Consider the following 26,503-nt stretch of genomic DNA (forward strand, 5'->3'; position numbering starts at 1 on the left):
ACGCATTTCACCGCTACACCTGAAATTCTACCCCCCTCTACAGTACTCTAGTCTGCCAGTTTCAAATGCAATTCCGAGGTTGAGCCCCGGGCTTTCACATCTGACTTAACAAACCACCTGCATGCGCTTTACGCCCAGTAATTCCGATTAACGCTCGCACCCTCCGTATTACCGCGGCTGCTGGCACGGAGTTAGCCGGTGCTTCTTCTGCAGCTAACGTCAAATCCATACGCTATTAACGCATGAACCTTCCTCACTGCTGAAAGTACTTTACAACCCGAAGGCCTTCTTCATACACGCGGCATGGCTGCATCAGGCTTGCGCCCATTGTGCAATATTCCCCACTGCTGCCTCCCGTAGGAGTCTGGACCGTGTCTCAGTTCCAGTGTGGCTGATCATCCTCTCAGACCAGCTAGGGATCGTCGCCTTGGTGAGCCCTTACCTCACCAACTAGCTAATCCCACCTGGGCATATCCTGACGCGAGAGGCCCGAAGGTCCCCCTCTTTGAGCCGAAGCTATTATGCGGTATTAGCCATCGTTTCCAATGGTTATCCCCCACATCAGGGCAATTTCCCAGGCATTACTCACCCGTCCGCCGCTCGACGCCGTTAACGTTCCCCGAAGGTTCAGTTAACTCGTTTCCGCTCGACTTGCATGTGTTAGGCCTGCCGCCAGCGTTCAATCTGAGCCATGATCAAACTCTTCAATTTAAGATTTTGTCGGCTCAATGAATACTGAACATTACATAAAGTAATGTTTGAATTGACTGTGCTGAATCCGAAGATTCAATGGTCACTTCGTATCATTGAAACCTAAATTGATACCGAAGTATCTATTTGGATTATCATCAACGAGTGCCCACACAGATTGATAGGTTTATATTGTTAAAGAGCTTTCTTCTTTGTGACTCACATCACTTCGGAAGAGGCAGCCATTCTAGCGTTTCAATTTGAAGTGTCAAACACTTTTTTGAATTTTTTGTTTCACTCGATTTGAGTTGAAACTTAGCTAGTTGGCTTTACTGACTTTCCGCTGAAGCCTTGTGGCGTCTGCCGTGTCAGTGGAAGCGCATTATAGGGAGTTGAGATTTAAGCGCAAGCCCTTTTTCAAACAAAATTGAAAAAAATGACCGTTCGTTGAATTTGTATGCAAAAGCATAAAAAAAGGGAGCAAAACGCTCCCTTTTTAACCTGAATCCTTAAGCTTTATATAAAAGCATAAGCATCGGCATACATTCTTTCTGCTTGAGCTTGTTTATTTAGGGTAAATTTCTCACGTGCAGCGCCTGCCATTTCAAAGCGTCCAGCGATATAGATGTCATACTCTGCTAGCGAATCGAAATCTTGCTCTACAGCTTGAAGAACATTACCTACTTTTCCTTGCCATTCAGCTGGAGCTTCTTCTATTACAGGTACAAACTGAACATTACGATTATTCGCCGCAATCTCTTCAAGTTCTGGTTTCGCGTATAGCTGGCATTCATCACGCCCACCCCAGTATAAGTAGATAGGGTTAGTTTTGTTTTGCGCGATGCAATGATCGAGGATAGAACGCACATAACTAAAACCAGTACCACCTGCGATCAACAAAATAGGACGCTCACTCTCTTCTTGGATCCAAGCATCGCCGTGTGGCGCGTCGATAGTAATCTCACCGTCTTGCTCTAGTGCAGTTTTCATCGCTTCTACTACTTCGTGAGCGTAAGCATTGTGTTCTGCAGCACCGATATGCAGTTCCAGTTCACCTTCGTGGCGACATGGGCTGCTCGCAATAGAAAATGGTCTTTTATCTTTTTCACCCATAACAACCATTAGGTACTGGCCAGCTTTAAAACTGACTGGGCTTTCTGGGTGCAATAGAATTTGGTAAGTATTGCAAGCCAACGGCTGGATTGACTTTACTTTACATTGAATAGTCATGGTTTCCTCTTACTTACTCTTCAAAAGTAAGCACTAATTTACTTTCTGCGAAGGCTTGGCAAGCAAATATCCATCCTTGTTGTTGCTCTTTCTCTGTGAGCATAGGTTCAAGGTGATAAGAGACTGTTCCTTCTAGTTTACGACACAAACAGGCAGCGCATGCACCAACCTGGCATCGGTGAGGAAAGCGGATATTATTGTTGAGCGCCGCTTCCAACACCGTTTGTCCATCTTGTACTTCGAATTCTATGCTATCTGGCAACAAGATGACGGAATGATTCATAGAATACCCAACTTATCCCACATCGCATCAATTTTTGCCACAAGTTGAGGATCTTTCTTGATAGGTGTGCCCCATTCTCTGACTACCTCCTCTCCTTCCACTTTATTAGTGGCATCCAATACAAGGCGAGAGCAAGACAGATTAGTGCCCGCTTCCTGCTTGGTATCTCGTGCTGGGTCCATACGAGTAGTCACAGCCCAGATAATGTCGTTCCAATCTTTTGCATTCACATCACTATCACAGACAACGATGAATTTAGGTGCGCCATGCTCGAGCAAGAATTGCTCTACCTTTTGCGCCAGCTGCTTAGATTGACCAGCGTGCTGCTTATCCATAGTGACAATAGCAAAGCTGTTATTCTTAGCTGTCGATGGGATATAGATATCGATAACTTCTGGGTTATGCTCAATAAAGCTCTTAAGCGCAGCTTCACTCAATTGGGTATGTTGTTTTACGGATTGCTCCGAGCCAACCAACTCAGCATCCCATTTGACTGTTGCGTCTAGCCCCATTTTCGAGCCGAGGCCAACGACCGGAGAAGCGAAGTCCAATGAATCAATTGGGGTATTCTCAATAAACAATGTATCTCTGACCGGATCCATATGTTCGGTCATCGCTGCTACCACTTGATCCCAATCGCGTGCATTGACCTTTTCATCGCACACAATAACAAACTTGGTGTACATGAACTGACGTAAGAAGGACCAGACTCCCATCATGACTCGTTTGGCATGGCCCGGATATTGTTTCTTCATTGTCACTACCGCCATGCGGTATGAACAACCCTCTGGTGGTAGATAGAAGTCCTCTATTTCAGGAAACTGCTTTTGCAGAATCGGCACAAATACTTCATTGAGCGCTACGCCCAGTACTGCTGGTTCATCAGGTGGACGACCAGTATAGGTACTGTGATAAATCGGCTCGTTACGCATTGTGATGTGGGTAATAGTAAAGACGTGGTGCTTTTCTTTTTCGTTGTAGTACCCGGTGTGATCACCGTAAGGTCCTTCGTCAGCGAACTCATTAGGATCAATATAACCTTCCATAACGATTTCAGCGCTAGCGGGAACTTCTAAGTCATTGCTAACCGATTTGACGACTTCGGTTTTTTTGCCGCGCAGCAAACCCGCAAATGCGTACTCAGATAATGTATCTGGCACTGGTGTTACTGCGCCGAGAATGGTTGCAGGGTCTGCACCAAAAGCGACGGAAACAGGAAAGGGTTTACCTGGGTTGGTTTCCATCCAGTCACGGAGATCTAATGCACCGCCACGGTGAGCTAGCCAACGCATGATGATTTTGTTCTTAGCGATTTTTTGCTGGCGGTAAATACCTAGGTTCTGTCGCTTCTTATTCGGCCCTTTGGTAACGGTCAATCCCCAAGTCAATAACGGTGCAACATCACCTTGCCAGCAACTCATGACTGGTACTTTGTCCAAATCAACTTCTTCACCTTGCCAGATAACCTCTTGGCAAGGGGCTTTGCGTAGACGCTTAGCAGGCATGTTCAATACTTGCTTGAACACTGGCAACTTATCTAATGCGTCTTTAAAACCTTTTGGGGGCTCAGGCTCTTTTAGATAAGCGAGTAACTTGCCGACTTCACGTAATTCTTTGACATCTTGTCGCCCCATACCTATCGCAACACGCTCCGGAGTACCAAACAGGTTGGTCAGTACAGGCATGTCGTAACCGATTGGGTTTTCAAACAGCAGAGCTGGTCCGCCAGCCCTTAAGGTACGGTCACTGATTTCCGTCATTTCATAGTCGGGATCAACGGGATGAGAGATGCGTTTTAGCTTCCCTTCTTTTTCTAGATGAGCGACAAAGTCGCGTAAATCCTTAAAACTCATAGACCTATTTGTGGGCTGGTTAATCTGCACGCAGTATAACAAAAAGAGGAATCATTCGATCCCTCTTTTTCGTGTGGTTATATGTCTTAGCCTTACTGTCCGATCACACTGAGGATCGCGCGGCTATTTACTTTTTGATTGCTACTGGCTAATTCTTCGAGCCACGATGAGTAACCTTGGCGTGCGAGTTCACCTGCAATGAACCTTGCATCATCGGATGCCGCCATTCGCGCGATAAGAAACTCTTTTACATCGCTCGACATTGGCCTAACTTTGGTCAGTTCGGTAATCGCTCGCTCTTTGAGGCTTGGGTTATTCGAGGCTTGCATCACTTGCTCTAAAGAAAAACTATCTGCCACTTTAGCCAGTCGCACCAGTTCGGACTCACTGTTAAAGTCCGCTTTCATCAGCCACAGCAGTTTATAAACATCTGGATTTTCACTGACTTGAGCTAATCGCACCATGACTTGAGATGAAGGTAACCAACTGACTACCGGAGCTTTGGTCAACTGTTCAGCGAGGTTATTCACTGCTTCAGGTGAGAGACTATCGAGTTCGCGGATCAGCAGAGCTTCACGAGTCTGTACTTGGTAATCGCTGCCGGTCAGCCAATCTTTTAAATCCAGCTCACCACGCTCAGCATCTAAAACAAAGGCGAGTGTCGACTGATCTTGACGCCACTGTTTGAGTAAACGGTTGGCAATCGCTGGGTAGTTAAAAGCAGGGACTGAAAACTCATAGCCATCCCCTCTTTCTAACACTTGGTAGGTCGGCACCATTGACTGTTGCTGCTCAACAAACAGCGCCATTTTAGGTGTCAAAATCAGGTTTTGGTCTTCAATTTTCTTTAGCAGTAGATAGCGGGAAACTTCTTGGACGGGAAGAGAGAGCCTTTGCAACGCAAAATTAAGGCCATCAGTATCATCTTCAACTACATACTGAAGGAGTTCAGCGACTTTATCGTGAACTTGAGATTCTTGTAACCATTGCTCAACACGCTGAGGTTCCATCTCAGTTGCAGCGACGGCAGGTACTCCGGTAAGAAGTGCGATAGACAGGAGTACCGACGACAACATTCCTTGTTGCATGTTAACCTCCTTGTAACATATTGCACCATTGTGCGCGCTATCAATAGATAATGCAAACAAAAACGCCACCAAATATGGTGGCGCTTGATAATTCAATCTATCGACTATTGACGACGCATCGCGTCAAAGAACTCATCGTTAGTCTTAGTCATTGCTAGCTTGTCGATTAAGAACTCCATCGCGTCGATTTCACCCATTGGATGAACAATCTTACGTAGAATCCACATCTTCTGTAGCTCTTCATTCTTAGTTAGAAGCTCTTCACGACGAGTACCCGAGCGGTTGAAGTCGATTGCAGGGAAGACACGCTTCTCGGCGATCTTACGGTTCAGGTGAATTTCCATGTTACCTGTACCTTTAAACTCTTCGTAGATAACTTCATCCATCTTAGAACCAGTATCTACTAGTGCTGTTGCTAGAATTGTCAGGCTACCACCTTCTTCTACATTACGTGCAGCACCGAAGAAGCGCTTAGGACGATGTAGGGCGTTAGCATCAACACCACCAGTCAGAACTTTACCTGATGATGGAACAACAGTGTTGTATGCACGAGCTAGACGAGTGATAGAGTCAAGCAGGATTACCACGTCTTTCTTGTGCTCAACAAGACGTTTTGCTTTCTCGATAACCATCTCAGCAACTTGTACGTGGCGAGATGCAGGCTCATCAAATGTAGATGCAACCACTTCACCTTTAACTAGGCGTTGCATCTCGGTTACTTCTTCTGGACGTTCATCGATAAGAAGTACCATTAGCTCACACTCTGGGTGGTTGTAAGCAATACTCTGTGCAATGTTTTGCAGCAGCATTGTTTTACCCGCTTTAGGTGGAGCAACGATTAGACCACGCTGACCTTTACCAATTGGTGAAGCTAAGTCTAGAACACGTGCTGTGATATCTTCTGTCGAACCGTTACCACGCTCCATCACCATACGCTCGTTCGCGTGCAGTGGCGTCAAGTTTTCAAATAGAATCTTGTTACGCGCGTTGTCTGGTTTGTCATCGTTAACTGTATTGACTTTTAGTAGAGCAAAGTATCGCTCACCGTCTTTTGGTGGACGAATCTTACCGGCAATCGAGTCACCTGTACGAAGGTTGAAGCGGCGGATCTGACTTGGAGATACATAGATGTCATCTGGGCCTGCCAAGTAAGAGCTGTCTGCACTGCGCAAGAAGCCAAAACCGTCTTGAAGTATTTCCAGAACCCCGTCGCCAAAAATGTCTTCGCCGCTTTTCGCGTGAGCTTTTAGGATGGCGAAGATAATGTCTTGCTTTCTTAGACGAGCTAGGTTTTCAAGGCCCAAGCTTTCGCCAAGTTTGACAAGATCAGACACAGGTCTGTTCTTCAGTTCTGTTAGATTCATGGTGGTGGATACTTTTTTAGTCAAAATAGGATCTGTTATTTAGTTAAGATGGATTTGGTCACAGGATCGACCAAGAAGAGAAACTTGTTTATTTAACGTGCGATAAATTAGCACTAAATACTAGCCTAGTCTAGATTTTGTTGGTGTTCAAAAACAAAACCGTGCATTGGTTAAAATGCACGGTCTTATCAGAACAACGCTTAAAGATTTGCGTCTAGGAACTCTTTAAGTTGAGTCTTAGACAGCGCACCAACTTTGGTTGCTGCGACATTACCATCTTTAAATAGAAGTAATGTTGGAATACCGCGGATACCAAACTTAGGTGGAGTACCTGCGTTATGGTCGATATTTAGTTTACCGATAGTGAGCTTGCCTTCGTACTCATCTGCGATTTCGTCCAGGATAGGAGCAATCATCTTACAAGGACCACACCATTCTGCCCAAAAATCCACTAGTACAGGGCCTGCAGCATTGATTACGTCGTTTTCAAAACCGTCATCCGTAAGCTGCAAAATCTTATCACTCATCTTCCACTCCAATGTGTTTTTTTGAAACTGGTTGGATGATAACCAGTAAATAGATGCCCTATTGGAATGTATTTACTTTCGTATTGCAAGCTTTAGCTGATATTCTATAGCAATGAAAAAGACGCATATCACAGAGCAAAAGTTCGCCAATTTGGGTTTACACCCTCAAATTACTGAAGGTTTGGAGAAGAAAGGGTTTGAATTTTGTACCCCTATCCAAGCTTTGGCGTTGCCGGTACTGCTCACCGGCCAAGACATCGCAGGCCAAGCCCAAACGGGCACAGGTAAGACACTCGCTTTCCTGACTGCTACTTTTAACCACTTACTGACGACTTCAGAACATGAAGGTCGTAAGCCAACTCAGCCACGTGCCATCATCATGGCACCAACACGCGAGTTGGCAATTCAGATTTACAACGATGCCGAGCCGCTTATTGCAAGTACTGGTATTAAAGCTGCGCTTGCTTACGGTGGCGAGAGCTACGACAAGCAGCTGTCTAAGCTTGAAGATGGTGTGGATATTCTGATCGGTACGACTGGTCGTATTATCGATTTCTACAAGCAACGCGTATTTAACCTTAACAACATTCAAGCGGTTGTTCTTGATGAAGCTGATCGCATGTTCGATCTTGGCTTTATTAAAGACATTCGTTTCTTGTTCCGTCGTATGCCTGAACCAAAAGAGCGTTTGAACATGCTGTTCTCAGCGACGCTTTCTTACCGCGTTCAAGAGTTGGCATTCGAGCACATGCATAATCCAGAGCATGTTGTGGTTGAGCCAGAAGTTAAAACGGGTCATCGCATCCAAGAAGAGCTGTTCTACCCTTCTAATGAACATAAGATGGCTCTGCTACAAACCTTAATTGAAGAAGAGTGGCCTGAGCGCGCGATCATCTTTGCTAACACTAAACATAAGTGTGAATCGGTTTGGGGCCACTTGGCTGCTGACGGTCATCGTGTTGGTTTGTTAACAGGCGATGTACCACAGAAGAAGCGCGAGCGTATCTTAGAGCAGTTTACAAAAGGTGAAGTTGACCTATTAGTGGCAACAGACGTTGCAGCGCGTGGTCTACATATTCCTCAAGTAACGCACGTGTTTAACTTTGACCTACCAGATGACTGCGAAGATTACGTACACCGCATTGGTCGTACAGGTCGTGCAGGTGCGAGCGGTCATTCTATTAGCTTTGCTTGTGAAGACTACGCGATTAACCTACCTCCGATTGAAGAGTACATCGAGCACGCAATTCCCGTGTCAGACTATGACCCAAGTGCATTGATTGAAGATTTACCTGCACCGCTACGTATGCGTTCAAACCGTCCGCAGCAACGTCGCACCAATACAGGTGGTTCTCGTTCAGGCAACCGTCGTAACAACAATCGCTCTCGTCAACGTCAACAAAAGGATTCTTAAGTCGTCTATGAGCCAAGCAGTTTCATCTCCGCTTTACGCAGCCATCGACCTCGGGTCGAACAGTTTTCATATGCTCGTTGTGCGTCACATTGATGGCAGCGTACAAACGATGGCTAAAATCAAACGCAAAGTTCGCCTTGCAGCGGGCTTAGACGAAAACAACGCGCTAAGCCTAGAAGCCATGCAACGCGGCTGGGACTGCTTGAGTCTATTTGCAGAACGACTGCAAGATATTCCTAAAGAGAACATTCGCATCGTGGGTACCGCTACGCTGCGTACCGCAACTAACGTGGACCTGTTTCTGGAAAAAGCCAATCAGATACTTGGTCATAAGATTGAAGTGATCTGCGGCGAAGAGGAAGCAGCGACTATCTATAAAGGGGTCGCACATACCTCTGGTGGTAGTGGTCGACGTTTAGTGGTTGATATTGGTGGTGCAAGTACCGAGCTTATTATTGGTGAAGGTTTTGAAGCTAAGGCACTGACTAGCCTGAAAATGGGATGTGTCACTTGGCTTGAACGCCACTTTAAAGATCGTCAGTTGACCGTCACCAACTTCAACAATGCGATTCAAGCAGCCAAAGAGACACTGCAACCTATCTTGAAGCAATACACTCAAATCGGTTGGGATGTATGTGTCGGCGCTTCGGGTACTGTTCAGGCATTGCAAGAAATCATGCTCGCGCAAGGGATGGATGAGGTTATTACTCACGCCAAACTGAAACGCCTGCAAAAACAAGCAATGTTAGCCGATCACCTTGAAGAGCTTGAGATAGAAGGACTGACCCTAGAGCGTGCATTAGTCTTCCCTAGCGGCCTTTCTATTCTCATCGCGATTTTTGAGCTACTTGAGATTGATTCAATGACGCTTGCGGGTGGCGCACTACGTGAAGGCCTAGTGTATGAAATGGTTGATGAGCTAAAGCAAGACGATATTCGTGCTCGCACTATCTGTAGCGTTCAGAGCCGCTACCAAATTGACGTCGCTTACGGTCAGCAAGTTGCCAACATGGCAGCTAAACTGCTCGCTGAATGTCAGTCTGATTGGATTGCAGAGTCTCACGGTAGTGTTTTGCTTGAAACCGCAGCCAAGCTACATGAGATCGGTTTGACTATCGATTTCAAAAAAGGCGGCGAGCATAGTGCTTACCTGCTGCAAAACTTGGATTTACCTGGTTACACGCGAGCGCAAAAGCATCTCTTAGGTGAGCTCACGCGCCGCTATCGTGAACAGCTAACATCACTCCCGGAGCAACATGCCTTATCTAGCAACAGTGCAAAACGTGTGTTGCGCCTGCTGCGTTTAGCGGTGTTATTAACTCATCGTCGTAACCCTGAGCTTGAACCTAACATTACCCTAAGCTCTAACGATGATAAGCTGACCCTAACGCTAAAAGCCCAGTGGCTTAAAGACAACCCTTTGACTGCTGCTGAGCTCGAAATAGAAGCAAACCGTCAAAGTGATATTGGTTGGCCACTCTCGATTGTTGAGTACTAATCTCTACTGAGTAAAAATGCGAAAGATACAAAAAAGCCCGAGGAATAGTATTCCTCGGGCTTTTTCTTGTTAGTCATTTCAATTACGACTTAGCGCCAACCACTTTAAAGTCAGGGTTCACTGCGGTGAGTTTCTTGACTAAGTAATTCAGCAATACGCCATACATAGGAACAAACAGACCCAAGCTGATGACTAATTTGAAGCCGTAGTCCACCAGCGCAATCTCTGTCCAATGCTCGGCCATAAACGGATCTGGGCTTTGATAGAAGGCAATCGCAAAGAAAGCAATGGTATCTAACGCATTGCCAAATAGCGTTGAACAAGTTGGGGCAACCCACCACTGTTTTAGCTGACGCAGACGGTTAAAGACATGCACATCCAGAATCTGGCCCAGTAAATAAGCCATAAAGCTTGCGATCGCTATGCGCGCAACAAACAGGTTAAATTCCCCAAGCTGATTCAAACCTTGGAATGAACCTTCATAGAACAGAACAGATAAGCCGTATGAAACCGCCAGTGCTGGCAACATCACTAAAAAGATAATGCGACGAGCAAGCTGCGCGCCAAAAATACGAACGGTTAAGTCAGTCGCTAAGAAAATAAATGGGAAAGTAAATGCGCCCCAAGTGGTATGGAAACCGAAAACGGTAAAGGGCAGCTGAACTAAGTAATTGCTCGATGCAATAATGATCAGGTGGAACAGAACTAATAGAAAAAGGGCTTTGCGCTGCTGCGCAGGGGTAAAGTTACTCATGCGATACCTTTTTAGTTTGGTTTGGGGGTGAGGGAACCCAAATCGAATCCATTCCAAGCCAAGGAACGACTCTTACCAACAATGTTAAAAGAAATTAGCCGCGATATATTTGTGATAACTATCGCGGCGGGCGATTATACATTAACCAATTTGAGCTGCAACTGGCTAAGACTACGCAATCGTTAGCGTATAAAAATCGGCTTAGAAACCTTTGTTAAACAGTGCAGCCAGAAAATCGAGCTCTGGTTTAGATTCTTCAATAGCCAATGCCTCAAACCAAATACTCTCACTGTAATGCTCTGATTTTAAGAATAGCTGACAACCTTCAAAATCAATCAACCAAGAGTGGATATCTGCATCCCACTGCTTTTCGACTACTGAAGCCGATAGCAGTTTGACCAGTTTGTCAGCTAACTGAGGAAAGCTATCAAAATCAAACCGCGGAGCACGAATGATGATGCGCCCCTCTTCTACCTGATAATCAAGCAGGCCAAATTCCGTTTGTGGTGTGACATCAGCCATGATTTGTTAAGTGCTCCTGAATAAGATCTAAGAATGGGTCGGCGTATTTTTCTAACTTGCGCTGCCCCACTCCGTTGACGGCAAGCATCTCACCGTAAGAGGTCGGTAGTATTTCTGCCATATCAATTAATGTCGCGTCACTGAACACTACATATGGTGGTAGTCCATCTTCATCCGCAATGGATTTGCGAAGCTTACGCAACTTAGCAAATAGCTTCTTATCGTAGTTTTTGCTCGACAGCTTATCTGATTTAGCAGCGCGAGCAGCAGTATCAAGGCGTGGTACAGCAAGCTCTAACGACATATCACCACGTAACAGCGGCCTTGCCTCTTCCGTCAATTGCAAAGTGGAATTACGAGTGATGTTTTGGAATAACAAACCTTTATGGATCAACTGACGAAAAACACTGACCCAATAATCATGGCTATTTTCACGCCCTAGCCCATAAGTCGACAGTTTGTCATGGCCATTTTCACGAATGCGGATATTCTGCATCCCACGTAAAACTTCAACCACATAACCCATACCAAAGCTTTGATTAACCCGATACACGCAAGAGAGCGCTTTTTGAGCTTGCTCCGTGGCATCAAAGTGCTTAGGTGGATCGAGGCAGATATCGCAGTTACCACATGGCTTCTCGCGATACTCACCAAAATAGTTAAGCAGTACTTGGCGACGACAGGTTTGTGCTTCAGCAAAAGCACTCATTGCGTTTAGCTTGTGCGCTTCAACTTGCTTCTGCGGACCATCATCTTTTTCATCCAGCATGCGGCGCAGCCAACTGATATCGGCAGGGTCGTAAAGCATCATCGCTTCGGCAGGCAATCCATCTCGCCCGGCTCGGCCTGTCTCCTGATAATAGGATTCGATATTGCGCGGAATATCAAAGTGCACCACAAAGCGAACGTTGGGTTTGTTAATCCCCATGCCAAACGCCACAGTCGCAACAACGATCTGAATATCATCACGTTGAAACGCCTCTTGAACGTAAGCACGCTCATCCGCTTCAAGACCTGCGTGGTAGCTTGCAGCACGTAAGCCGTTGTTACACAGCTTTTCGGTTACCATCTCTACTTTCTTGCGGCTACCACAATAGATAATGCCGCAGCTGCCACGTTGTCCCTCAAGAAAACGAACTACCTGAGAAACTGGCTTATGTTTCTCGACTAGGGTGTAACGAATGTTAGGGCGATCAAAACTGCCAAGATAAGTATGCGGCTCGTCAAGTTGCAGGCGCTGCATAATGTCTTTGCGCGTGGCGTCATCTGCGGTTGCCGTCAGCGCCATGACTGGGATATGAGGAAAGTGCTGTTTGAGCTGGCCTAACGAAGCATATTCAGGTCTGAAATCATGCCCCCACTGAGAAATACAGTGCGCTTCATCAACTGCTATCATCGACAATGAGATGTTTTCCAGACGCTCAATAAAATCGCGCATCAGTACACGCTCTGGAGAAACATAAACCAACTTTAACGCGCCAGAATGCATGCGATTATAAACGGAGATCAGCTCTTCTCTTGGCATGGTGGAGTTGACACACTCAGCGGCCACACCATTCGCTTTCAGTTGGTCTACTTGATCTTTCATCAATGAGATCAACGGTGAGATAACTAAAGTTAGCCCTTCACGTGCTAAGGCAGGGATCTGATAACACAAAGATTTACCGCCACCCGTTGGCATGATCACTAAGCTATCTTGTCCAGCAACCGCCGACTCAATCACTTCTTGCTGACCATCACGAAAGCTCTGATAACCAAAAACATCCTCTAAGATGCTTTGCGGCGTCGGCAAATCGGCTGAAGGTGACTGGGCTAAAAGTGTCGAGGTCATGAACTATCTCAATAGAGTTGCAGGATGAGTGCGCGTCGAACGCAAGAGGCACATTGTAGTGGGGTTTAAAGGTGAATAAAACCGCAAATTGTTAGGTGAATCGGATTATGCTCCTTATACTGCTTGTTTCAATTTGTAAAAATTATGATCGAGTAAAGATAAATGACTCCAGAAGAACAACAGCGAGCGAAACAGGGTGTCTTTCTTGCCATTGGGGCATACACCATGTGGGGCATCGCACCAATCTACTTCAAGGCTTTGGCCGAAGTCTCCCCATTAGAGATTTTAAGTCACCGCGTTGTGTGGTCTTTCTTCTTACTCGCTGCCCTGCTTCACTTTGGTCGTCGTTGGCGTAATGTTCGCGACGTGATCAAGTCGAAACAGAAGCTGCTTTATTTAGTGACCACTGCGGTTTTAGTTGGCGCTAACTGGCTGATATTCATCTGGGCGGTGAACTCCGATCATATGCTCGACGCCAGTCTGGGTTACTACATCAACCCGTTGATTAACGTGCTGTTGGGGATGCTCTTTTTGGGAGAAAGGTTACGTAAACTACAGTGGTTTGCCGTCGCACTCGCCGCTTGTGGAGTGTTGGTCCAACTGTTTGTGTTTGGCTCAATCCCGATTGTTGCGATCACTTTGGCGCTGACTTTTGGTTTCTACGGCCTATTACGTAAAAAAGTCAGCCTTGAAGCTCAAACTGGCCTGTTTATAGAAACTTTGGTGCTACTTCCAGCCGCAGCTATCTACTTGCTGTGGATTGCTGACAGCCCAACGTCACACTTGACCGAGAATCCGCTCGACCTGAATTTACTACTCATTTCAGCAGGTATCGTCACGACCTTGCCGCTCCTTTGTTTTACTGGCGCAGCAACACGCTTAAAGCTATCGACTTTAGGCTTCTTCCAGTACATAGGCCCTAGCTTGATGTTTTTGCTCGCCGTACTTGTATATGGCGAAGCTTTCACTCTCGATAAAGCGATTACCTTCGCCTTTATTTGGGGCGCTTTAGTTATCTTCAGTTTTGACGGCCTAACCAATAACAGACAATCGAAGAAAGCGACAAAAGCACACTGATCGTTTTTTACAAGACAAATCGCTTACCCACATATAAGCTTGATGAAAAACTCATCAAGCTTTTTTAGTTTTATGGATAAGGTCAATTACCACAGTACTGAGAACAAAGAGATCAGCCTGATTGAAGCGAACTATCAGTCGTTCGCTTTTTCACGCCACTATCATCTTGATTTTCATATTGGTCTTATCACGGGTGGACAACAAAAGTTCCACTATAAAGGTGCTAGCCATCATGTTGGTGAAGGGCAATTAGTCATCATGCCCCCTGATGAACTGCATGATGGAAAATCCATGTTGGAGTCCGGTTATCAAACCCGAGTGTTTGCACTTGACCCTGAGTGGTTTAGCGACCTTGCTCAGCTAAAGCAACCGAGTGACTTACTTCATTTCAAGCAACTGATTATTTCTGATCAGAAAGTGTTTCAGCCCCTTTCTCAATTGCACCAATTGCTAACAGACAATAACATCAGCCAACTGGCAAAAGATTGCTTACCTTACGAAGGATTTGAACGCCTGTTTAGCCACTACGGCAGTTTAGAGCAAAAGCGCGCAGTCCCTTTAGGTAACCAATCTATGGCTACCTTAAAAGAGTATCTGTTAGACAATCTCGATCAGCCAGTACGATTAGAGCAACTGTCACAGCTGTGTGAGCTGAGCCCAACCCAGTTTCAACGCCATTTTAAAGCCAAAGTCGGCTTAACCCCCTACGCATGGCTGAGCCGTCTGCGCATGGAGCAAGGAATGAAACTGCTTAGATCCGGAGTGAGCGGAACTGAAGTGGCATATCAAGTAGGTTTCTATGATCAGGCCCATTTTAGCAAAGCGTTTAAGTCCACTTACGGCGTTAATCCTTCGCAAATTAGCTAGTGTCAATTTTTTACAATCTTTCACAGGCAATCCATAGCACACTAAAGCTATCTAAAATCATCAATCGAGTCCGATGAACGAAATAACTATCCTCACCACCTTAGCCGTGGTTCACTTTGTTGCTCTTATGAGTCCAGGCCCTGATTTTGCCTTAGTGGTACAGAATGCGACACGCTATGGTCGTCAAACTGGGTTGTATATTGCTTTGGGTCTTTCGTGTGGCATCTTACTACACTCCATTCTTAGCCTAACTGGCATCAGCTATCTGGTTCACCAACAGCCAACTCTGTTTGCTTTGCTTCAGCTCGCTGGCGGTAGCTACCTTTTCTACTTAGGCTTTGGTGCGCTTAAAGCGAGCTGGGCGAGTTTGCGTAACGCGAAAGTAAAAGAAAGCGCTTCTGCAGAGCAGCCAAGCCTGCTCCTCGGCAACAAACGCCAAGCTTTTTCGCGCGGCTTTGCAACCAACATCCTTAACCCCAAAGCACTGGTGTTTTTTGTCAGCCTTATGTCGAGCCTTGTACCAGCCAGCATGTCACTAACCGGAAAGGGGGTGGCACTGATGATCTTATGGAGTATCTCATTACTGTGGTTTTCCTTTCTCGCCTGGGCTCTCTCCACGCAACGTATGCAACGCAAGATAAAAGCGACAGCCCACTACGTTGATGGGTTATGCGGCATCCTGTTTACCGTGCTTGGACTTGGCATTCTTTGGCAATCTACCACGGCGATCACTGCTCTGTTTTAATCCATTGGTGTCTAAAATTTGATTCAAGATTACAATTTGATAACAAACCCTTAGACCTAAACCTCTTCCACTGTCACTCTTGATCTGCATAAAAAAAGGAGAACAAGATGCAGTGGAAACTCAAATTTCTAACCACATGTTTGCTTGCAACGTCAGCAACAACTTGGGCCAACCAAGCAGCCGATTCTGTAGCGCCCGAGCACAGTAGTGGCCTAGAGAACAAACAATTGGTCACCGCCAAAGAGTGGATGGTGACTGCAGCGAACCCAATCGCTACCCAAGCGGGCGCAGATATTCTTGCCAAAGGGGGTAACGCGATTGATGCTATGGTCACCACCCAGCTAATGCTAGGTTTGGTTGAACCACAATCTTCAGGTATTGGTGGTGGCGCGTTCCTTGTCTATTGGGACGCCAAAAATCAGCAACTCACCACGTATGACGGCCGAGAAACAGCTCCACTCGATGCGACACCTCGTCTATTCCAAGACGTCAATGGCGAACCACTGAAGTTTTACGACGCAGTGGTAGGCGGACGATCAGTAGGTACGCCGGGTACCGTCAAGTTGATGTGGGATACACACCAAAAATACGGCAAACTTGCTTGGGCAGATCTTATCCAGCCAGTTGTCAACGTTGCCAAACAAGGCTTTGAGATCAGTCCACGCCTAGCGACACTAATAGAGAAAGATGCCGAGCGTCTAAGCCGCTTTGCCACCACGAAAGCTTACTTCTTCAATCCAGATGGCTCACCTAAAACGGCGGGTACCTTACTTAAAAACCCAGAGTATGCGGCAACACTCACTGCGATTGCTAAAGGTGGCGCGCAAGCTTTTTATCAAGGTGAAATCGCTGAAGATATTATCGAAACAGTGCAGAGTGCCGCCGGTAACCCAGGGGTACTCGCCCAGAAAGACTTTGATGCGTACTCAATTAAGCAAAGAGACGCGGTGTGCTCGGCTTACCAAAGCTTTGATGTCTGTGGAATGGGGCCGCCAAGTTCAGGTGCTCTGACTGTTGGCCAGATCTTATCTATTACCGAGAGTTTCGACCTCAAGTCTTGGGGGCCCGATAATGCAAAATCATGGCAAGTGATTGCAGACGCATCTCGCTTAGCCTTTGCCGATCGCGGTATGTACATGGCAGATGAAGACTTTGTGCCAATGCCAACCCAAGGTCTACTCGATAAAGAGTATCTAAAGCAGCGCGCACAACTCATTCAACCGGGTAAAGCACTAGAGTCAGTGAGTGCAGGTAGCCCACCTTGGAGCTATGCACAGCGTCAAAGCATGGATGAATCCATCGAGCTACCTTCAACCAGCCACTTCAATGTGGTCGATAAACAAGGCAATGTGGTTTCCATCACCACAACGATTGAGAATGCATTTGGCTCACGCTTGATGACCAATGGCTTCCTACTCAACAATGAGCTGACCGATTTCTCTTTCCGCTCTCATAAAGAAGGTAAGCCGATTGCGAACCGTTTAGAACCAGGAAAACGTCCACGTTCATCAATGGCACCAACCATCATCATGCAAGATGACAAACCATATATGGCTATTGGCTCACCGGGCGGCAGTCGTATTATTGGTTATGTCGCACAAGCTATTATTGCCCACACTCAATGGGGAATGGATATTCAGCAAGCAACCAACCAACCTCATCTGTTGAACCGTTTCGGCACTTTAGACGTAGAGCAAGGTACTAGCGCGGAAAAATTCAAACCTCAACTAGAGGAAATGGGCTTTAAGGTCAATGTTCGCGATCTGAACTCAGGATTACACGCGATTTTACTGCAAGATAACCAATTGCAAGGCGCCGCTGATCCACGACGAGAAGGTACAGCAATCGGTAAGTAACCTCAGCTCGGGATAATCTAAGCCAGTCAGTACCGCTCTTTCAGCGCCTAACCGCGTTAAAATCACCGCCATAGACAAGCTATGGACTTATGATTTTGCCTTGTTATGCATCTGAAATAACCGCACTGACTCACCCAAAAAGTAAGTGACTCGCATATATAGCGTCGACTTTCTTATCCCGAGCTGAGATTTATAAGCGTAGATCGACTCACTTGCTTGTGCGAGATCTCTCACAAGCAAGTGAGTAAAAATAGCTTTTTGGCTGAGAAAAATGTAAACAAAGAAACCTAAGCAATTGTTTTATAATAATATGTATAAAACATAAACGAATTTTTATGTAGAAAAACGTTTGCCTTATATTGCTCAAATTCGTTAGACGAGTAATATGAATGGTGTCGGAAGGATGCTGACACGGAACAGGAAATTGCCACGGATTAGGTAATCTTCAGGAAGAAGATACGGTTGCTTAGGATGAGTAATCGGCATGGAAAGCGAATTGGACATTGAACGGACGCAATAGTAACTAGGATGGTTGCTACTAAGGATGGGAAATGGACACCTCTGGACGAGGAAAGGACTTATCATCAGGACGATGAAAAGGACACCGCTCAAGGAACAAGCGAAGTGAGCTAACGAGGATTGTTAGCAGACCAGGATAGGGTCAAGGACACCGCTAGGATGGCGATGAATGGACTAAGCTGAAGGACGTCAGCATACTATCAAGGATTAGATGCATGGAGCACCTATAGTAGCCGGATTGCTGCGAGTAAGACTATAACCCCGATGGGCTCACGCCCTCGGGGTTTTTCTTTACCTAATCCAACCTGAATTGAACCAATCCCCTAGTTACATAAAAATTCACACTTTGACAGTTCACTTTTTCGCCACTTGTACGTAATGTGTTTAGCATGAAATTCACCTAGTTTCATAACCACACGTAAAATAAGGACTATTTTCATGTCACAAGTTACTTTTCAAGGCGCTGCTGTACCTGTTTCTGGCTCTTTTCCTGCGAAGGGATCTCAAGCCAGTGCATTTTCTCTCACCGCAGGCGATCTTTCTGAACTGACTCTTGGTTCACTGAAAGGCAAACAAGTCATTCTGAATATCTTTCCTAGCATTGATACCCCAGTATGCGCGCAAAGCGTACGCGCGTTTAATGAGAAAGCGGCAAGCAGAGACAATACGGTTGTACTGTGTATCTCAGCTGACCTGCCGTTTGCCGCAGCTCGCTTCTGTGAATTGGAAGGCATTGAAGGCGTGCAACACGCTTCAACATTTCGCTCTCCAGAATTTGCTCAAGCTTATGGTGTCGCCATCTCAGAAGGTGCACTTGCAGGCTTAACAGCCCGTGCCGTAGTGTGTGTAAATGAAGAAGGCCTGATTACTCACAGTGAGCTCGTAGCAGAAATCACTGAAGAACCAAACTATGATGCCGCACTAGCATCACTATAAATTGTGTTCAAAAAGAAGAGCTGCCCTGTGGCAGCTCTTTTTGTATGAAATTGAACATGTAGGAAGTAATGTACTTACAGCGTTTCTAGCTTCGCATAAGCAGTGACTAACCATTTGATACCTTCACCGTTAAAGGCGACTTGTACGCGACTTTGTGGACCACTGCCTTCAAAGTTGATAATGGTACCCTCACCAAACTTAGGGTGCATAACTCGTGAGCCCAAACTAAAGCCAGTTTCATTGAAACTCTCTTTAACCACAGTCTGGCTAAAGCGACCTGAGCTTGCCGGACGACTCACCTGCGCTTTCATACGCACTTCATCAAGACAGGTCTCTGGCAATTCACGAATAAAACGGGATGGCTTATGGTACTTATCCTGACCGTATAAACGGCGCATCTCTGCATAGGTGATGTAGAGTTTTTCCATTGCTCGCGTCATGCCCACATAACAAAGGCGGCGCTCCTCTTCCAAACGCCCTGCTTCTTCCGCAGACATCTGGCTTGGGAACATGCCTTCTTCCACACCGACCATAAACACAAGCGGGAACTCTAGACCTTTTGCGCTGTGCAGTGTCATAAGCTGAACGGCATCTTCAAACTCGTCAGCCTGACCTTCACCCGCTTCCAACGCGGCATGAGTCAAGAAAGCCGTCAGTAGGGTCATTTCTTCCGCTTCTTCTGGCTTTTCAAACTGGCGGGTTGCCGTTACCAGCTCTTCCAAGTTCTCAATGCGAGCTTTAGACTTCTCGCCTTTTTCTTGCTCGTACATAGCGAACAAGCCTGAGTACTTGATGACGTGGTCGGTTTGCTCATGCAATGACAACTCACATGTGTCATCTTCTAACGCGTTAACCAATTCAACGAAGCGGCTTAAAGCTCCAGCAGCACGACCAGCTAAGACTTTTTCATCAAGGAGCGCAACGCTAGCTTCCCACATGGTGCAACCGCGATCGCGCGCAGCAAAACGAATCGTCTCTAGCGTTTTATCCCCTAAGCCACGAGTTGGCGTGTTCACCACTCGCTCAAAAGCCGCGTCATCGTTACGATTAGCCATTAAGCGCAAATAGCTAAGTGCATCTTTGATTTCTTGGCGTTCGAAGAATCGCATACCACCATAGATACGATAAGGTAAGCCTGCCTGAATCAACGCTTCCTCTAGTACACGTGACTGGGCGTTATTTCGATACAGCATAGCGGCATCATTCAGCGCTCCGCCTTTATCTTGCCATTCTTTTATCTTATTCACGGCAAAGCGAGCTTCATCCAACTCGTTATAGGCAGAGTAAACAGAAATTGGCTCACCTTCCGCGCCGTCCGTCCACAGCTCTTTACCCATTCTCTCAGTATTATTGGCAATCAGGGTGTTCGACGCCTCTAGGATGGTTTTTGTTGAGCGATAATTTTGCTCAAGACGAATGGTGTTAACGCTTGGAAACTCTCGGGTGAATTTCTCAATGTTCTCGATTTTTGCTCCGCGCCAACCATAGATGGACTGATCGTCATCACCCACAATCATGACATGAGAGTCAGGTCCCGCCATCATGCGTAACCAAGCGTACTGAATATTGTTGGTGTCTTGGAATTCGTCGACCAAGATATGTTTGAAGCGCGCTTGATAGTGCTCTCGAACAAACTTGTTATCACGCAATAACTCATGAGCACGAAGCAGGATTTCAGCAAAATCGACCAGACCAGCTCGATCACAAGCTTCTTGATAAGCCGTATAAAGCTGCAAGTAAGTTTTAGTAACGGGATCATGATAAGCATCTATATGATTCGGGCGTAGACCTTCATCTTTTTTGCCATTGATCCACCAACTAACCTGACGCGCTGGCCACTGTTTTTCATCAAGGTTTTGCGCTTTAATCAAACGACGCAATAAGCGCTGCTGATCGTCTGTATCTATGATCTGAAAATCTTCAGGTAATTTGGCATCCAGATAGTGAGCACGAAGAATTCGATGACAGATACCATGGAATGTACCGTTCCACATGCCCGAAGCGCTACCCATCATTAGCTCTTCAATACGCCCGCGCATTTCCGCCGCCGCTTTATTGGTGAAGGTCACCGACATAATGGAGAACGGCGAAGCTTGCTCAACAGACATCAACCACGCAATACGATGCACTAGCACACGTGTTTTACCACTGCCTGCGCCAGCCAATACAAGTAAGTTTTCTAGTGGTGCAGCAACGGCTTCACGCTGCTTGTCATTCAGACCATCGAGAAGTAAGGAAGGATCCATTGTGTGCTCAGCTACTGGTTATCTATACATGAAATGGCATTATACCCGAGTGACCTCAAGATGCTAGGTGCAGATATTAGGCAGTGAAAATACGCATTTCCCATCCAATAAGCAGCATTCATATAAAAAATAAGAAAAAAATGCCTTGTTAAAAATTAGTTAAATCAAACAGTTACATAATCAAAAGTAATTAAATCGCCATTTCATATAATTTTTTTGAAAGTTTTTAAGCAGCTTTTCTATCCTTTTAATTAAGCAAGTTGATGAATTACTTCATGATTCGCTTGCCCACATAAAGTAAAGGAATAAAGTCTGAGGAAATTACTATGAAAAAGTCTAATCTTGCTGTTACTGCCGCTGTTACTGGTTTAATTGCTCTTGGTGGCACAATGTTAACGGCTGCTCCAGCGGTCGCAGCAGAGAAAGAAAAATGCTACGGCGTTGCAAAAGCAGGTAAAAATGACTGTGCAACTAAAACCAGCTCATGTGCAGGTACATCAAAAGAAGATAACCAAACGGATGCTTTCGTAGTCGTACCAAAAGGTCTATGTGGCAAGCTAACAGGCGGCAGCACTCAATCTTCATAATAAAAATTTTAGGCGGCCTGAGGCTCAATCGGCCGCCTTACTTCTGCCGCTTCTACTTTCAAGGAACGCCCAGTGAATGCAGATCATTTTCATAATAAAGTCGGGGTGGGATTACGTTCACCGCACCTAGATTATTTCAGCCAAGAGAAACCATCACTGTCATGGCTCGAAATCCATAGTGAAAACTACTTCCAGCCCTATTCGGCACCACGTCAAACTCTACGTAAGCTTGCTAACGACTATCAAATTAGCTGTCACGGTATCGGGCTATCATTAGGCAGTGTTGAACGCGTTAACCGTCGTCACCTCAAACAGCTGCAAGCTCTAATCAGTGAGATAAACCCTTTTCTGGTTTCTGATCATTTAAGCTGGAGTGAAAATGGTGGCCATTACTTCAATGATTTGCTGCCATTGCCTTACACTGAAGAAGCCTTAGCGATCTTTTGCCGCAACGTGCTTGAGGTTCAAGATACGCTGCAACGACCAATGCTGATTGAAAACCCGTCCAGCTATGTGAAGTTCAATCACTCGACGATTAGTGAGTGGGATTTTTTAACCGAAGTCCAAAAGCGCACTGATTGTCGGCTACTGTTGGACCTAAACAATATTCATGTCTCCGCATTTAACCATGGCTTTGATAGCCACCATTATTTAGCTTCAATTCCAGCCGAGGCAGTGGATGAAATTCATTTGGCAGGTTTTACTGTCAAGCAGCTCGAAAAGGGTGAAGTGTGGATCGACACCCATAGTCGCCCTGTCAGTGATGAAGTGTGGCAACTGTATCAATTCTGGTTAGAACACTATGGCGAAAGACATACCTTGATTGAGTGGGATCTCGATATTCCACAGCCAGAAGTCTTGCTCGCGGAAGCAGCCAAAGCTAGCGAGCAACTCAATCAGTGGCAAGCCGCGAAGAGGAAAGTGTCATGACATCAAATGCTTCACCTTCCCTAAGTGAATTACAAAGCACCTTTGCCAAAGCGCTGCACTACCAAGCCTCTGGTGAAGATTGCAATATTTGCAGCGATGTTTTCAGTGCCGATGAGAGAATGCAGATTTATCGCAATAACTTCATCATCAGCCTGAGTGAAGTCCTGCAAGCAACCTACCCTATGCTACACGCCCTGTGGGGGGAAGAGTGCTTTGAGCAAGTTGCCCGCCAACACGTACTTAACTACCCGTTGCAAGCCGGGGATGTCAGCCACTATGGGGAACATTTCGAACAGACTATCGAACGCTTTCCGGCGGTGATTGAAGCGGCGCCTTATAGCTTAGAAGTGGCTCGTTTCGAATGGCATATCGACCTTGCTCAGCAGCTGGGGAATCAGATAAGTCTCGCTGACGATTTACTGCCATTGGCTCACCTTGCTCATGTGGCAGAAGATCAGCAACCCCAGATTCAATTGCACCTGAAACCCGGAGTGATTGCGTTTCAGTCATCTTACGCGCTGTTCTCACTCCATCAAGCCATCAACAGTAACAACTTTGATGGTTTAAGTTTAGAGCAAGCAGAACAAGGGATTATTGCCTACTCAGCAGAAACCGGAGTGTGGACTTTGGCTCTCACCGCTGAGCCTTATGAACTGCTTAATTATTTGTTGTCTGGCTGCATGCTCACTGAAGTCCCACCAGCACTACTGGCCCATTTGGACTTCCTCAATCAACATGACCTACTGGCAGGTTTTTCGCTCGCCACATTAGAAGGATAATAATATGTTCAGCGCCATTAAGAATATGCTCGAGAGCTATGATAAATGGGTCGCCAAATTTCAAGTTGGCTTTGTCCCGCTACTGCTACTGTTTTGTCGACTTTGGGTAGCTTGGGTATTCTTTAATTCTGGGCTAACCAAGATAGCCTCATGGGACAGTACCCTATTCCTATTTGAGTACGAGTATCAGGTTCCGATTTTACCTTGGGAAATGGCCGCCTATATGGGAACGGCCGCTGAACTGATCTTGCCTGTTTTTCTTGCTTTAGGACTATTTTCACGCCCAATGGCAGCGATCCTATTTGTGTTTAACATTATCGCTGTGGTGTCTTATCCCGTACTTTGGGACAAAGGCTTTTATGATCACCAGTTATGGGGCTTAATGATCTTAAATGTCGTGGTCTGGGGACCTGGTGTTATCTCAGCCGATAAAGTACTGCGTAGTAAGCTTGTCTAATCTTCTGAAGATAAGTCTTCTTTGACAGAGTTAACCGCATCTCGTGATGCGTGGCCGATCGCCTTGGTTGTGTCACGGGTTGCATGACCTATCGCTGTTGTGGTGTCACGAGTCGCGTGACCGATGGCCGTTCCCGCCTCTTTTAGTTCAGCACACCCTGACATAACCACTGCTAAACCAGCACCTAACAAAACTTTGTTCAACAACATAAAACCTCCATGCAATTAATGGGAGGCATAATAACAAAAACCGCCACTCTGTATCAGAGGGGCGGTTTTGAATTGATTAAATTCTTACTTTCAAGTTAGGCAGCAATGCCTGAATGACGCAGTAACGCATCAATCTGCGGCTCACGACCACGGAAGCGTTTAAACAGCTCCATCGGTTCTTCACTTCCACCCATTTCAAGAATGTTGTTCAAGAAGCTTTGACCGGTTTCGGTATTGAAAATGCCTTCTTCCTCAAAACGTGAGAATGCATCAGAAGAGAGCACTTCTGCCCATAAGTAGCTGTAGTAACCTGCACTGTAACCACCAGCAAAGATGTGACTAAAGCTGTGCGAGAAACGGTTCCACTCTAAGCTTGGCAATACCGCGACTTTTGACTTCACCTCTGCCAGTGTATCTAAGACACGTGGACCAACTTCTGGGTCAAACTCAGTGTGCAGAGTAAAGTCAAATAGACCAAACTCGAGCTGACGAAGAATGAACATCGCAGACTGGAAGTTTTTCGCTGCTAGCATCTTCTCTAACATTTCTTTCGGCAATGGCTCGCCTGTTTCAAAGTGACCAGAGATAAACGCCAACGCATCTTCTTCCCAACACCAGTTCTCAAGGAACTGACTTGGCAGCTCTACCGCATCCCAAGGCACGCCATTGATACCTGATACTGCACCCGTTTCTACTTGAGTCAGCATATGGTGAATACCATGACCAAACTCGTGGAACAGAGTCACGACCTCATCATGAGTAAACAGCGCCGGTTTATCTCCGACAGGACGGTTGAAGTTACAGGTTAGGTACGCCACTGGTGTTTGCAGCTCGCCATTTTCATTGTTACGGCGCACGCGGCACTCATCCATCCAAGCACCACCGCGCTTGTGTTCACGAGCATACAAATCAAGATAGAAGCTACCGCGTAGGTTGTTATCCGCATCAAAGATATCAAAGAAGCGTACCGATTCATGCCAAGTATCAACACCTTCACGTTCAGTGACCGTCATACCGAAGACACGATTTAGCACTTCAAATAGACCACTGACCGCTTTTGCTTCAGGGAAGTAAGGGCGTAACTCTTCATCAGAAATCTGGAACAGATGTTGTTTTTGCTTCTCGCTGTAGTAAGCAATATCCCAAAGGTTAAGTGCTTCAACGCCAAACTCACTCTTAGCAAATTGACGCAACTCTTCCACTTCACGCTCACCTTGAGGCTTAGCCTTACTCGCTAAATCATTTAAAAAGCTAAGAACCTGAGAAGGGTTTTCCGCCATCTTAGTCGCAAGCGATTTTTCACTGTAGGTATTGAAACCCAACATACGTGCGATTTCATGACGTAGTTTTAATTGCTCATTGATGATCTCACTGTTGTCCCACTCGCCCGCTTTAGGACCTCGATCCGAGGCACGAGTCACATACGCTTCGTATAGCTCTTTGCGCAGTTCTTGATTGTCACAGTAGGTCATTACTGGCAGGTAAGAAGGGATATCTAAAGTCAGCAGGTATCCATCAAGCTCTTTTGCTTCGGCTGCCGCTTTTGCTGCCGCCAACGCAGACTCTGGCATACCTGCTAGTTGCGCTTCATCTTCAACATGCTTAGTCCAACCCATAGTGGCATCGAGCACATTGTTAGAGAACTTAGAGCCTAGCTCCGACATACGCTTGCTGATTTCACCATAGCGATGTTGCTCATCGGCAGGCAGACCAATACCTGACAACTCAAAGTCACGCAGTGAATCAGTGATGGTTTTCTTTTGTGCCTGAGTCAAAGCGGCAAATTCTTCACTCGCTTTGATTGCCTTGTAGGCTTCAAATAGGCCTTTGTGCTGCCCAACCCAAGTACCATACTCAGATAACAGAGGCAGACAACTTTCGTAGGCTTCGCGTAGCTCATCGCTGTTCACCACCGAGTTCATATGGCTCACTGGTGACCAAATACGGCTTAAGCGGTCATCCACTTCTTCTATTGGCGCTACCACACTGTTCCAAGTCGGTTGACTGTTACCCTCTAGTACGCTGTCGATTTTAGCGCGGCAATCTGCAATCGCTTGTTCAACAGCTGGCTTAACGTGTTCCGGTTTGATCTGAGAAAATGGAGGCAAATCGGTAAAGCTAAGAAGTGGATTAGACATAAATCATTCCTTTTATTGGCAAGCGAACTGACGGGTTCGTCTATTAAGTATATTCAACGTCTTATAGATTAAATATAGGTGGCGTCGTCATTTTTCAATAGAA

Annotated in this window: 23 protein-coding genes and 1 rRNA gene; 11 read left to right on the plus strand and 13 right to left on the minus strand. The window is 46.1% G+C overall.

Annotated features, from left to right (window positions below):
• The 7 genes from AC6R16_RS07565 to trxA all read right to left on the minus strand — a co-directional run.
• A 16S ribosomal RNA gene (locus AC6R16_RS07565) occupies positions 1–711 on the minus strand; the annotation flags it as partial.
• A 495-nt stretch (positions 712–1,206) separates the two neighbouring features.
• Positions 1,207–1,920, minus strand: coding sequence for an NAD(P)H-flavin reductase (gene fre, locus AC6R16_RS07570; protein WP_239851278.1), 714 nt, complete (start codon positions 1,918–1,920; stop codon positions 1,207–1,209).
• A gap of 13 nt (positions 1,921–1,933) precedes the next feature.
• Positions 1,934–2,203: a 2Fe-2S iron-sulfur cluster-binding protein gene (locus tag AC6R16_RS07575; RefSeq protein ID WP_171383442.1), complete on the minus strand. Its 270-nt coding sequence runs from the start codon at positions 2,201–2,203 to the stop codon at positions 1,934–1,936.
• Positions 2,200–4,056, minus strand: coding sequence for a 4-hydroxy-3-polyprenylbenzoate decarboxylase (gene ubiD, locus AC6R16_RS07580; protein WP_500674024.1), 1,857 nt, complete (start codon positions 4,054–4,056; stop codon positions 2,200–2,202). Before ubiD ends, AC6R16_RS07575 begins: the two co-directional genes overlap by 4 nt.
• 92 nt (positions 4,057–4,148) lie before the next feature.
• Positions 4,149–5,144: a hypothetical protein gene (locus AC6R16_RS07585; protein WP_500674025.1), complete on the minus strand. Its 996-nt coding sequence runs from the start codon at positions 5,142–5,144 to the stop codon at positions 4,149–4,151.
• A gap of 104 nt (positions 5,145–5,248) precedes the next feature.
• Positions 5,249–6,508 (minus strand): transcription termination factor Rho, encoded by a 1,260-nt coding sequence (gene rho / locus AC6R16_RS07590; RefSeq protein ID WP_004745495.1) that lies wholly within the window; start codon positions 6,506–6,508, stop codon positions 5,249–5,251.
• 200 nt (positions 6,509–6,708) lie between these two features.
• Positions 6,709–7,035, minus strand: coding sequence for a thioredoxin TrxA (gene trxA / locus AC6R16_RS07595; protein ID WP_004745500.1), 327 nt, complete (start codon positions 7,033–7,035; stop codon positions 6,709–6,711).
• Positions 7,036–7,147: 112 nt separating this feature from the next.
• On the opposite strand from trxA, the gene rhlB reads away from it, so the two are divergent.
• Positions 7,148–8,449: an ATP-dependent RNA helicase RhlB gene (rhlB, locus tag AC6R16_RS07600; protein WP_500674026.1), complete on the plus strand. Its 1,302-nt coding sequence runs from the start codon at positions 7,148–7,150 to the stop codon at positions 8,447–8,449.
• Between the two features lie 7 nt (positions 8,450–8,456).
• Positions 8,457–9,947, plus strand: a complete 1,491-nt coding sequence (gene gppA, locus AC6R16_RS07605; protein WP_500674027.1) for a guanosine-5'-triphosphate,3'-diphosphate diphosphatase — start codon at positions 8,457–8,459, stop codon at positions 9,945–9,947.
• A gap of 82 nt (positions 9,948–10,029) precedes the next feature.
• Here the strand turns inward: gppA and AC6R16_RS07610 are convergent, their stop codons facing one another.
• From AC6R16_RS07610 to recQ, 3 genes are all read right to left on the minus strand, one after another.
• Positions 10,030–10,701, minus strand: a complete 672-nt coding sequence (locus tag AC6R16_RS07610) for a 7-cyano-7-deazaguanine/7-aminomethyl-7-deazaguanine transporter (RefSeq protein ID WP_004745505.1) — start codon at positions 10,699–10,701, stop codon at positions 10,030–10,032.
• 201 nt (positions 10,702–10,902) lie between these two features.
• Complete coding sequence (locus AC6R16_RS07615; protein WP_500674028.1) at positions 10,903–11,223, minus strand: DUF3630 family protein; 321 nt, start codon at positions 11,221–11,223, stop codon at positions 10,903–10,905.
• Complete coding sequence (gene recQ, locus AC6R16_RS07620; RefSeq protein ID WP_500639363.1) at positions 11,216–13,054, minus strand: ATP-dependent DNA helicase RecQ; 1,839 nt, start codon at positions 13,052–13,054, stop codon at positions 11,216–11,218. The genes AC6R16_RS07615 and recQ overlap by 8 nt, the downstream gene beginning before the upstream one ends.
• Before the next feature lie 162 nt (positions 13,055–13,216).
• Here recQ and rarD point away from each other — a divergent pair, with 162 nt between their 5' ends.
• The 5 genes from rarD to tpx all read left to right on the plus strand — a co-directional run bounded on the left by rarD (position 13,217) and on the right by tpx (position 19,054).
• Complete coding sequence (gene rarD / locus AC6R16_RS07625; protein WP_500674029.1) at positions 13,217–14,131, plus strand: EamA family transporter RarD; 915 nt, start codon at positions 13,217–13,219, stop codon at positions 14,129–14,131.
• Positions 14,132–14,203: 72 nt separating this feature from the next.
• Positions 14,204–14,998: an AraC family transcriptional regulator gene (locus AC6R16_RS07630; protein WP_500639361.1), complete on the plus strand. Its 795-nt coding sequence runs from the start codon at positions 14,204–14,206 to the stop codon at positions 14,996–14,998.
• Positions 14,999–15,071: 73 nt separating this feature from the next.
• Complete coding sequence (locus AC6R16_RS07635) at positions 15,072–15,743, plus strand: LysE family translocator (RefSeq protein ID WP_500674030.1); 672 nt, start codon at positions 15,072–15,074, stop codon at positions 15,741–15,743.
• Between the two features lie 107 nt (positions 15,744–15,850).
• Positions 15,851–17,599, plus strand: a complete 1,749-nt coding sequence (gene ggt, locus AC6R16_RS07640; protein ID WP_494506078.1) for a gamma-glutamyltransferase — start codon at positions 15,851–15,853, stop codon at positions 17,597–17,599.
• A gap of 957 nt (positions 17,600–18,556) precedes the next feature.
• Positions 18,557–19,054: a thiol peroxidase gene (gene tpx, locus AC6R16_RS07645; RefSeq protein WP_500674031.1), complete on the plus strand. Its 498-nt coding sequence runs from the start codon at positions 18,557–18,559 to the stop codon at positions 19,052–19,054.
• A 74-nt stretch (positions 19,055–19,128) separates the two neighbouring features.
• Here tpx and uvrD read toward each other — a convergent pair whose 3' ends face one another.
• Positions 19,129–21,300: a DNA helicase II gene (uvrD, locus tag AC6R16_RS07650; protein ID WP_004745516.1), complete on the minus strand. Its 2,172-nt coding sequence runs from the start codon at positions 21,298–21,300 to the stop codon at positions 19,129–19,131.
• Between the two features lie 326 nt (positions 21,301–21,626).
• On the opposite strand from uvrD, the gene AC6R16_RS07655 reads away from it, so the two are divergent.
• From AC6R16_RS07655 to AC6R16_RS07670, 4 genes are all read left to right on the plus strand, one after another.
• Positions 21,627–21,887 (plus strand): BufA1 family periplasmic bufferin-type metallophore, encoded by a 261-nt coding sequence (locus tag AC6R16_RS07655; RefSeq protein ID WP_004745517.1) that lies wholly within the window; start codon positions 21,627–21,629, stop codon positions 21,885–21,887.
• A 72-nt stretch (positions 21,888–21,959) separates the two neighbouring features.
• A complete protein-coding gene (gene bufB / locus AC6R16_RS07660; RefSeq protein WP_500674032.1) occupies positions 21,960–22,817 on the plus strand; it encodes an MNIO family bufferin maturase in 858 nt (285 codons plus the stop codon).
• The gene (locus AC6R16_RS07665) at positions 22,814–23,596 is read left to right on the plus strand and encodes an HvfC/BufC N-terminal domain-containing protein (protein ID WP_500674033.1); all 783 of its coding nucleotides are present in this window, start codon (positions 22,814–22,816) and stop codon (positions 23,594–23,596) included. Before bufB ends, AC6R16_RS07665 begins: the two co-directional genes overlap by 4 nt.
• A gap of 4 nt (positions 23,597–23,600) precedes the next feature.
• On the plus strand, positions 23,601–24,053 hold the full coding sequence (locus AC6R16_RS07670; RefSeq protein WP_500674034.1) for a DoxX family protein: 453 nt from the start codon (positions 23,601–23,603) through the stop codon (positions 24,051–24,053).
• Here AC6R16_RS07670 and AC6R16_RS07675 read toward each other — a convergent pair.
• Both AC6R16_RS07675 and prlC read right to left on the minus strand, forming a co-directional pair.
• Complete coding sequence (locus AC6R16_RS07675) at positions 24,050–24,262, minus strand: hypothetical protein (protein WP_171325845.1); 213 nt, start codon at positions 24,260–24,262, stop codon at positions 24,050–24,052. The two genes, AC6R16_RS07670 and AC6R16_RS07675, sit on opposite strands and share 4 nt — an antisense overlap.
• Before the next feature lie 95 nt (positions 24,263–24,357).
• Complete coding sequence (gene prlC / locus AC6R16_RS07680; RefSeq protein WP_500674035.1) at positions 24,358–26,400, minus strand: oligopeptidase A; 2,043 nt, start codon at positions 26,398–26,400, stop codon at positions 24,358–24,360.
• Positions 26,401–26,503: the final 103 nt, after the last annotated feature.

It is taken from the genome of Vibrio sp. R10-SG3-ISO10 (genome assembly GCF_059834185.1).

What these genes read in the sequence shown, in the direction of transcription:
- AC6R16_RS07610 (WP_004745505.1), bottom strand. Translation starts at nt 10,701, where the DNA reads ATGAGTAACTTTACCCCTGCGCAGCAGCGCAAAGCCCTTTTTCTATTA.
- rarD (WP_500674029.1), top strand. Translation starts at nt 13,217, where the DNA reads ATGACTCCAGAAGAACAACAGCGAGCGAAACAGGGTGTCTTTCTTGCC.
- ggt (WP_494506078.1), top strand. Translation starts at nt 15,851, where the DNA reads ATGCAGTGGAAACTCAAATTTCTAACCACATGTTTGCTTGCAACGTCA.
- AC6R16_RS07665 (WP_500674033.1), top strand. Translation starts at nt 22,814, where the DNA reads ATGACATCAAATGCTTCACCTTCCCTAAGTGAATTACAAAGCACCTTT.
- rhlB (WP_500674026.1), top strand. Translation starts at nt 7,148, where the DNA reads ATGAAAAAGACGCATATCACAGAGCAAAAGTTCGCCAATTTGGGTTTA.
- tpx (WP_500674031.1), top strand. Translation starts at nt 18,557, where the DNA reads ATGTCACAAGTTACTTTTCAAGGCGCTGCTGTACCTGTTTCTGGCTCT.
- gppA (WP_500674027.1), top strand. Translation starts at nt 8,457, where the DNA reads ATGAGCCAAGCAGTTTCATCTCCGCTTTACGCAGCCATCGACCTCGGG.
- uvrD (WP_004745516.1), bottom strand. Translation starts at nt 21,300, where the DNA reads ATGGATCCTTCCTTACTTCTCGATGGTCTGAATGACAAGCAGCGTGAA.
- fre (WP_239851278.1), bottom strand. Translation starts at nt 1,920, where the DNA reads ATGACTATTCAATGTAAAGTAAAGTCAATCCAGCCGTTGGCTTGCAAT.
- trxA (WP_004745500.1), bottom strand. Translation starts at nt 7,035, where the DNA reads ATGAGTGATAAGATTTTGCAGCTTACGGATGACGGTTTTGAAAACGAC.
- AC6R16_RS07670 (WP_500674034.1), top strand. Translation starts at nt 23,601, where the DNA reads ATGTTCAGCGCCATTAAGAATATGCTCGAGAGCTATGATAAATGGGTC.
- AC6R16_RS07635 (WP_500674030.1), top strand. Translation starts at nt 15,072, where the DNA reads ATGAACGAAATAACTATCCTCACCACCTTAGCCGTGGTTCACTTTGTT.
- AC6R16_RS07630 (WP_500639361.1), top strand. Translation starts at nt 14,204, where the DNA reads ATGGATAAGGTCAATTACCACAGTACTGAGAACAAAGAGATCAGCCTG.
- AC6R16_RS07575 (WP_171383442.1), bottom strand. Translation starts at nt 2,203, where the DNA reads ATGAATCATTCCGTCATCTTGTTGCCAGATAGCATAGAATTCGAAGTA.
- AC6R16_RS07675 (WP_171325845.1), bottom strand. Translation starts at nt 24,262, where the DNA reads ATGTTGTTGAACAAAGTTTTGTTAGGTGCTGGTTTAGCAGTGGTTATG.
- AC6R16_RS07585 (WP_500674025.1), bottom strand. Translation starts at nt 5,144, where the DNA reads ATGCAACAAGGAATGTTGTCGTCGGTACTCCTGTCTATCGCACTTCTT.
- prlC (WP_500674035.1), bottom strand. Translation starts at nt 26,400, where the DNA reads ATGTCTAATCCACTTCTTAGCTTTACCGATTTGCCTCCATTTTCTCAG.
- AC6R16_RS07615 (WP_500674028.1), bottom strand. Translation starts at nt 11,223, where the DNA reads ATGGCTGATGTCACACCACAAACGGAATTTGGCCTGCTTGATTATCAG.
- recQ (WP_500639363.1), bottom strand. Translation starts at nt 13,054, where the DNA reads ATGACCTCGACACTTTTAGCCCAGTCACCTTCAGCCGATTTGCCGACG.
- rho (WP_004745495.1), bottom strand. Translation starts at nt 6,508, where the DNA reads ATGAATCTAACAGAACTGAAGAACAGACCTGTGTCTGATCTTGTCAAA.
- AC6R16_RS07655 (WP_004745517.1), top strand. Translation starts at nt 21,627, where the DNA reads ATGAAAAAGTCTAATCTTGCTGTTACTGCCGCTGTTACTGGTTTAATT.
- ubiD (WP_500674024.1), bottom strand. Translation starts at nt 4,056, where the DNA reads ATGAGTTTTAAGGATTTACGCGACTTTGTCGCTCATCTAGAAAAAGAA.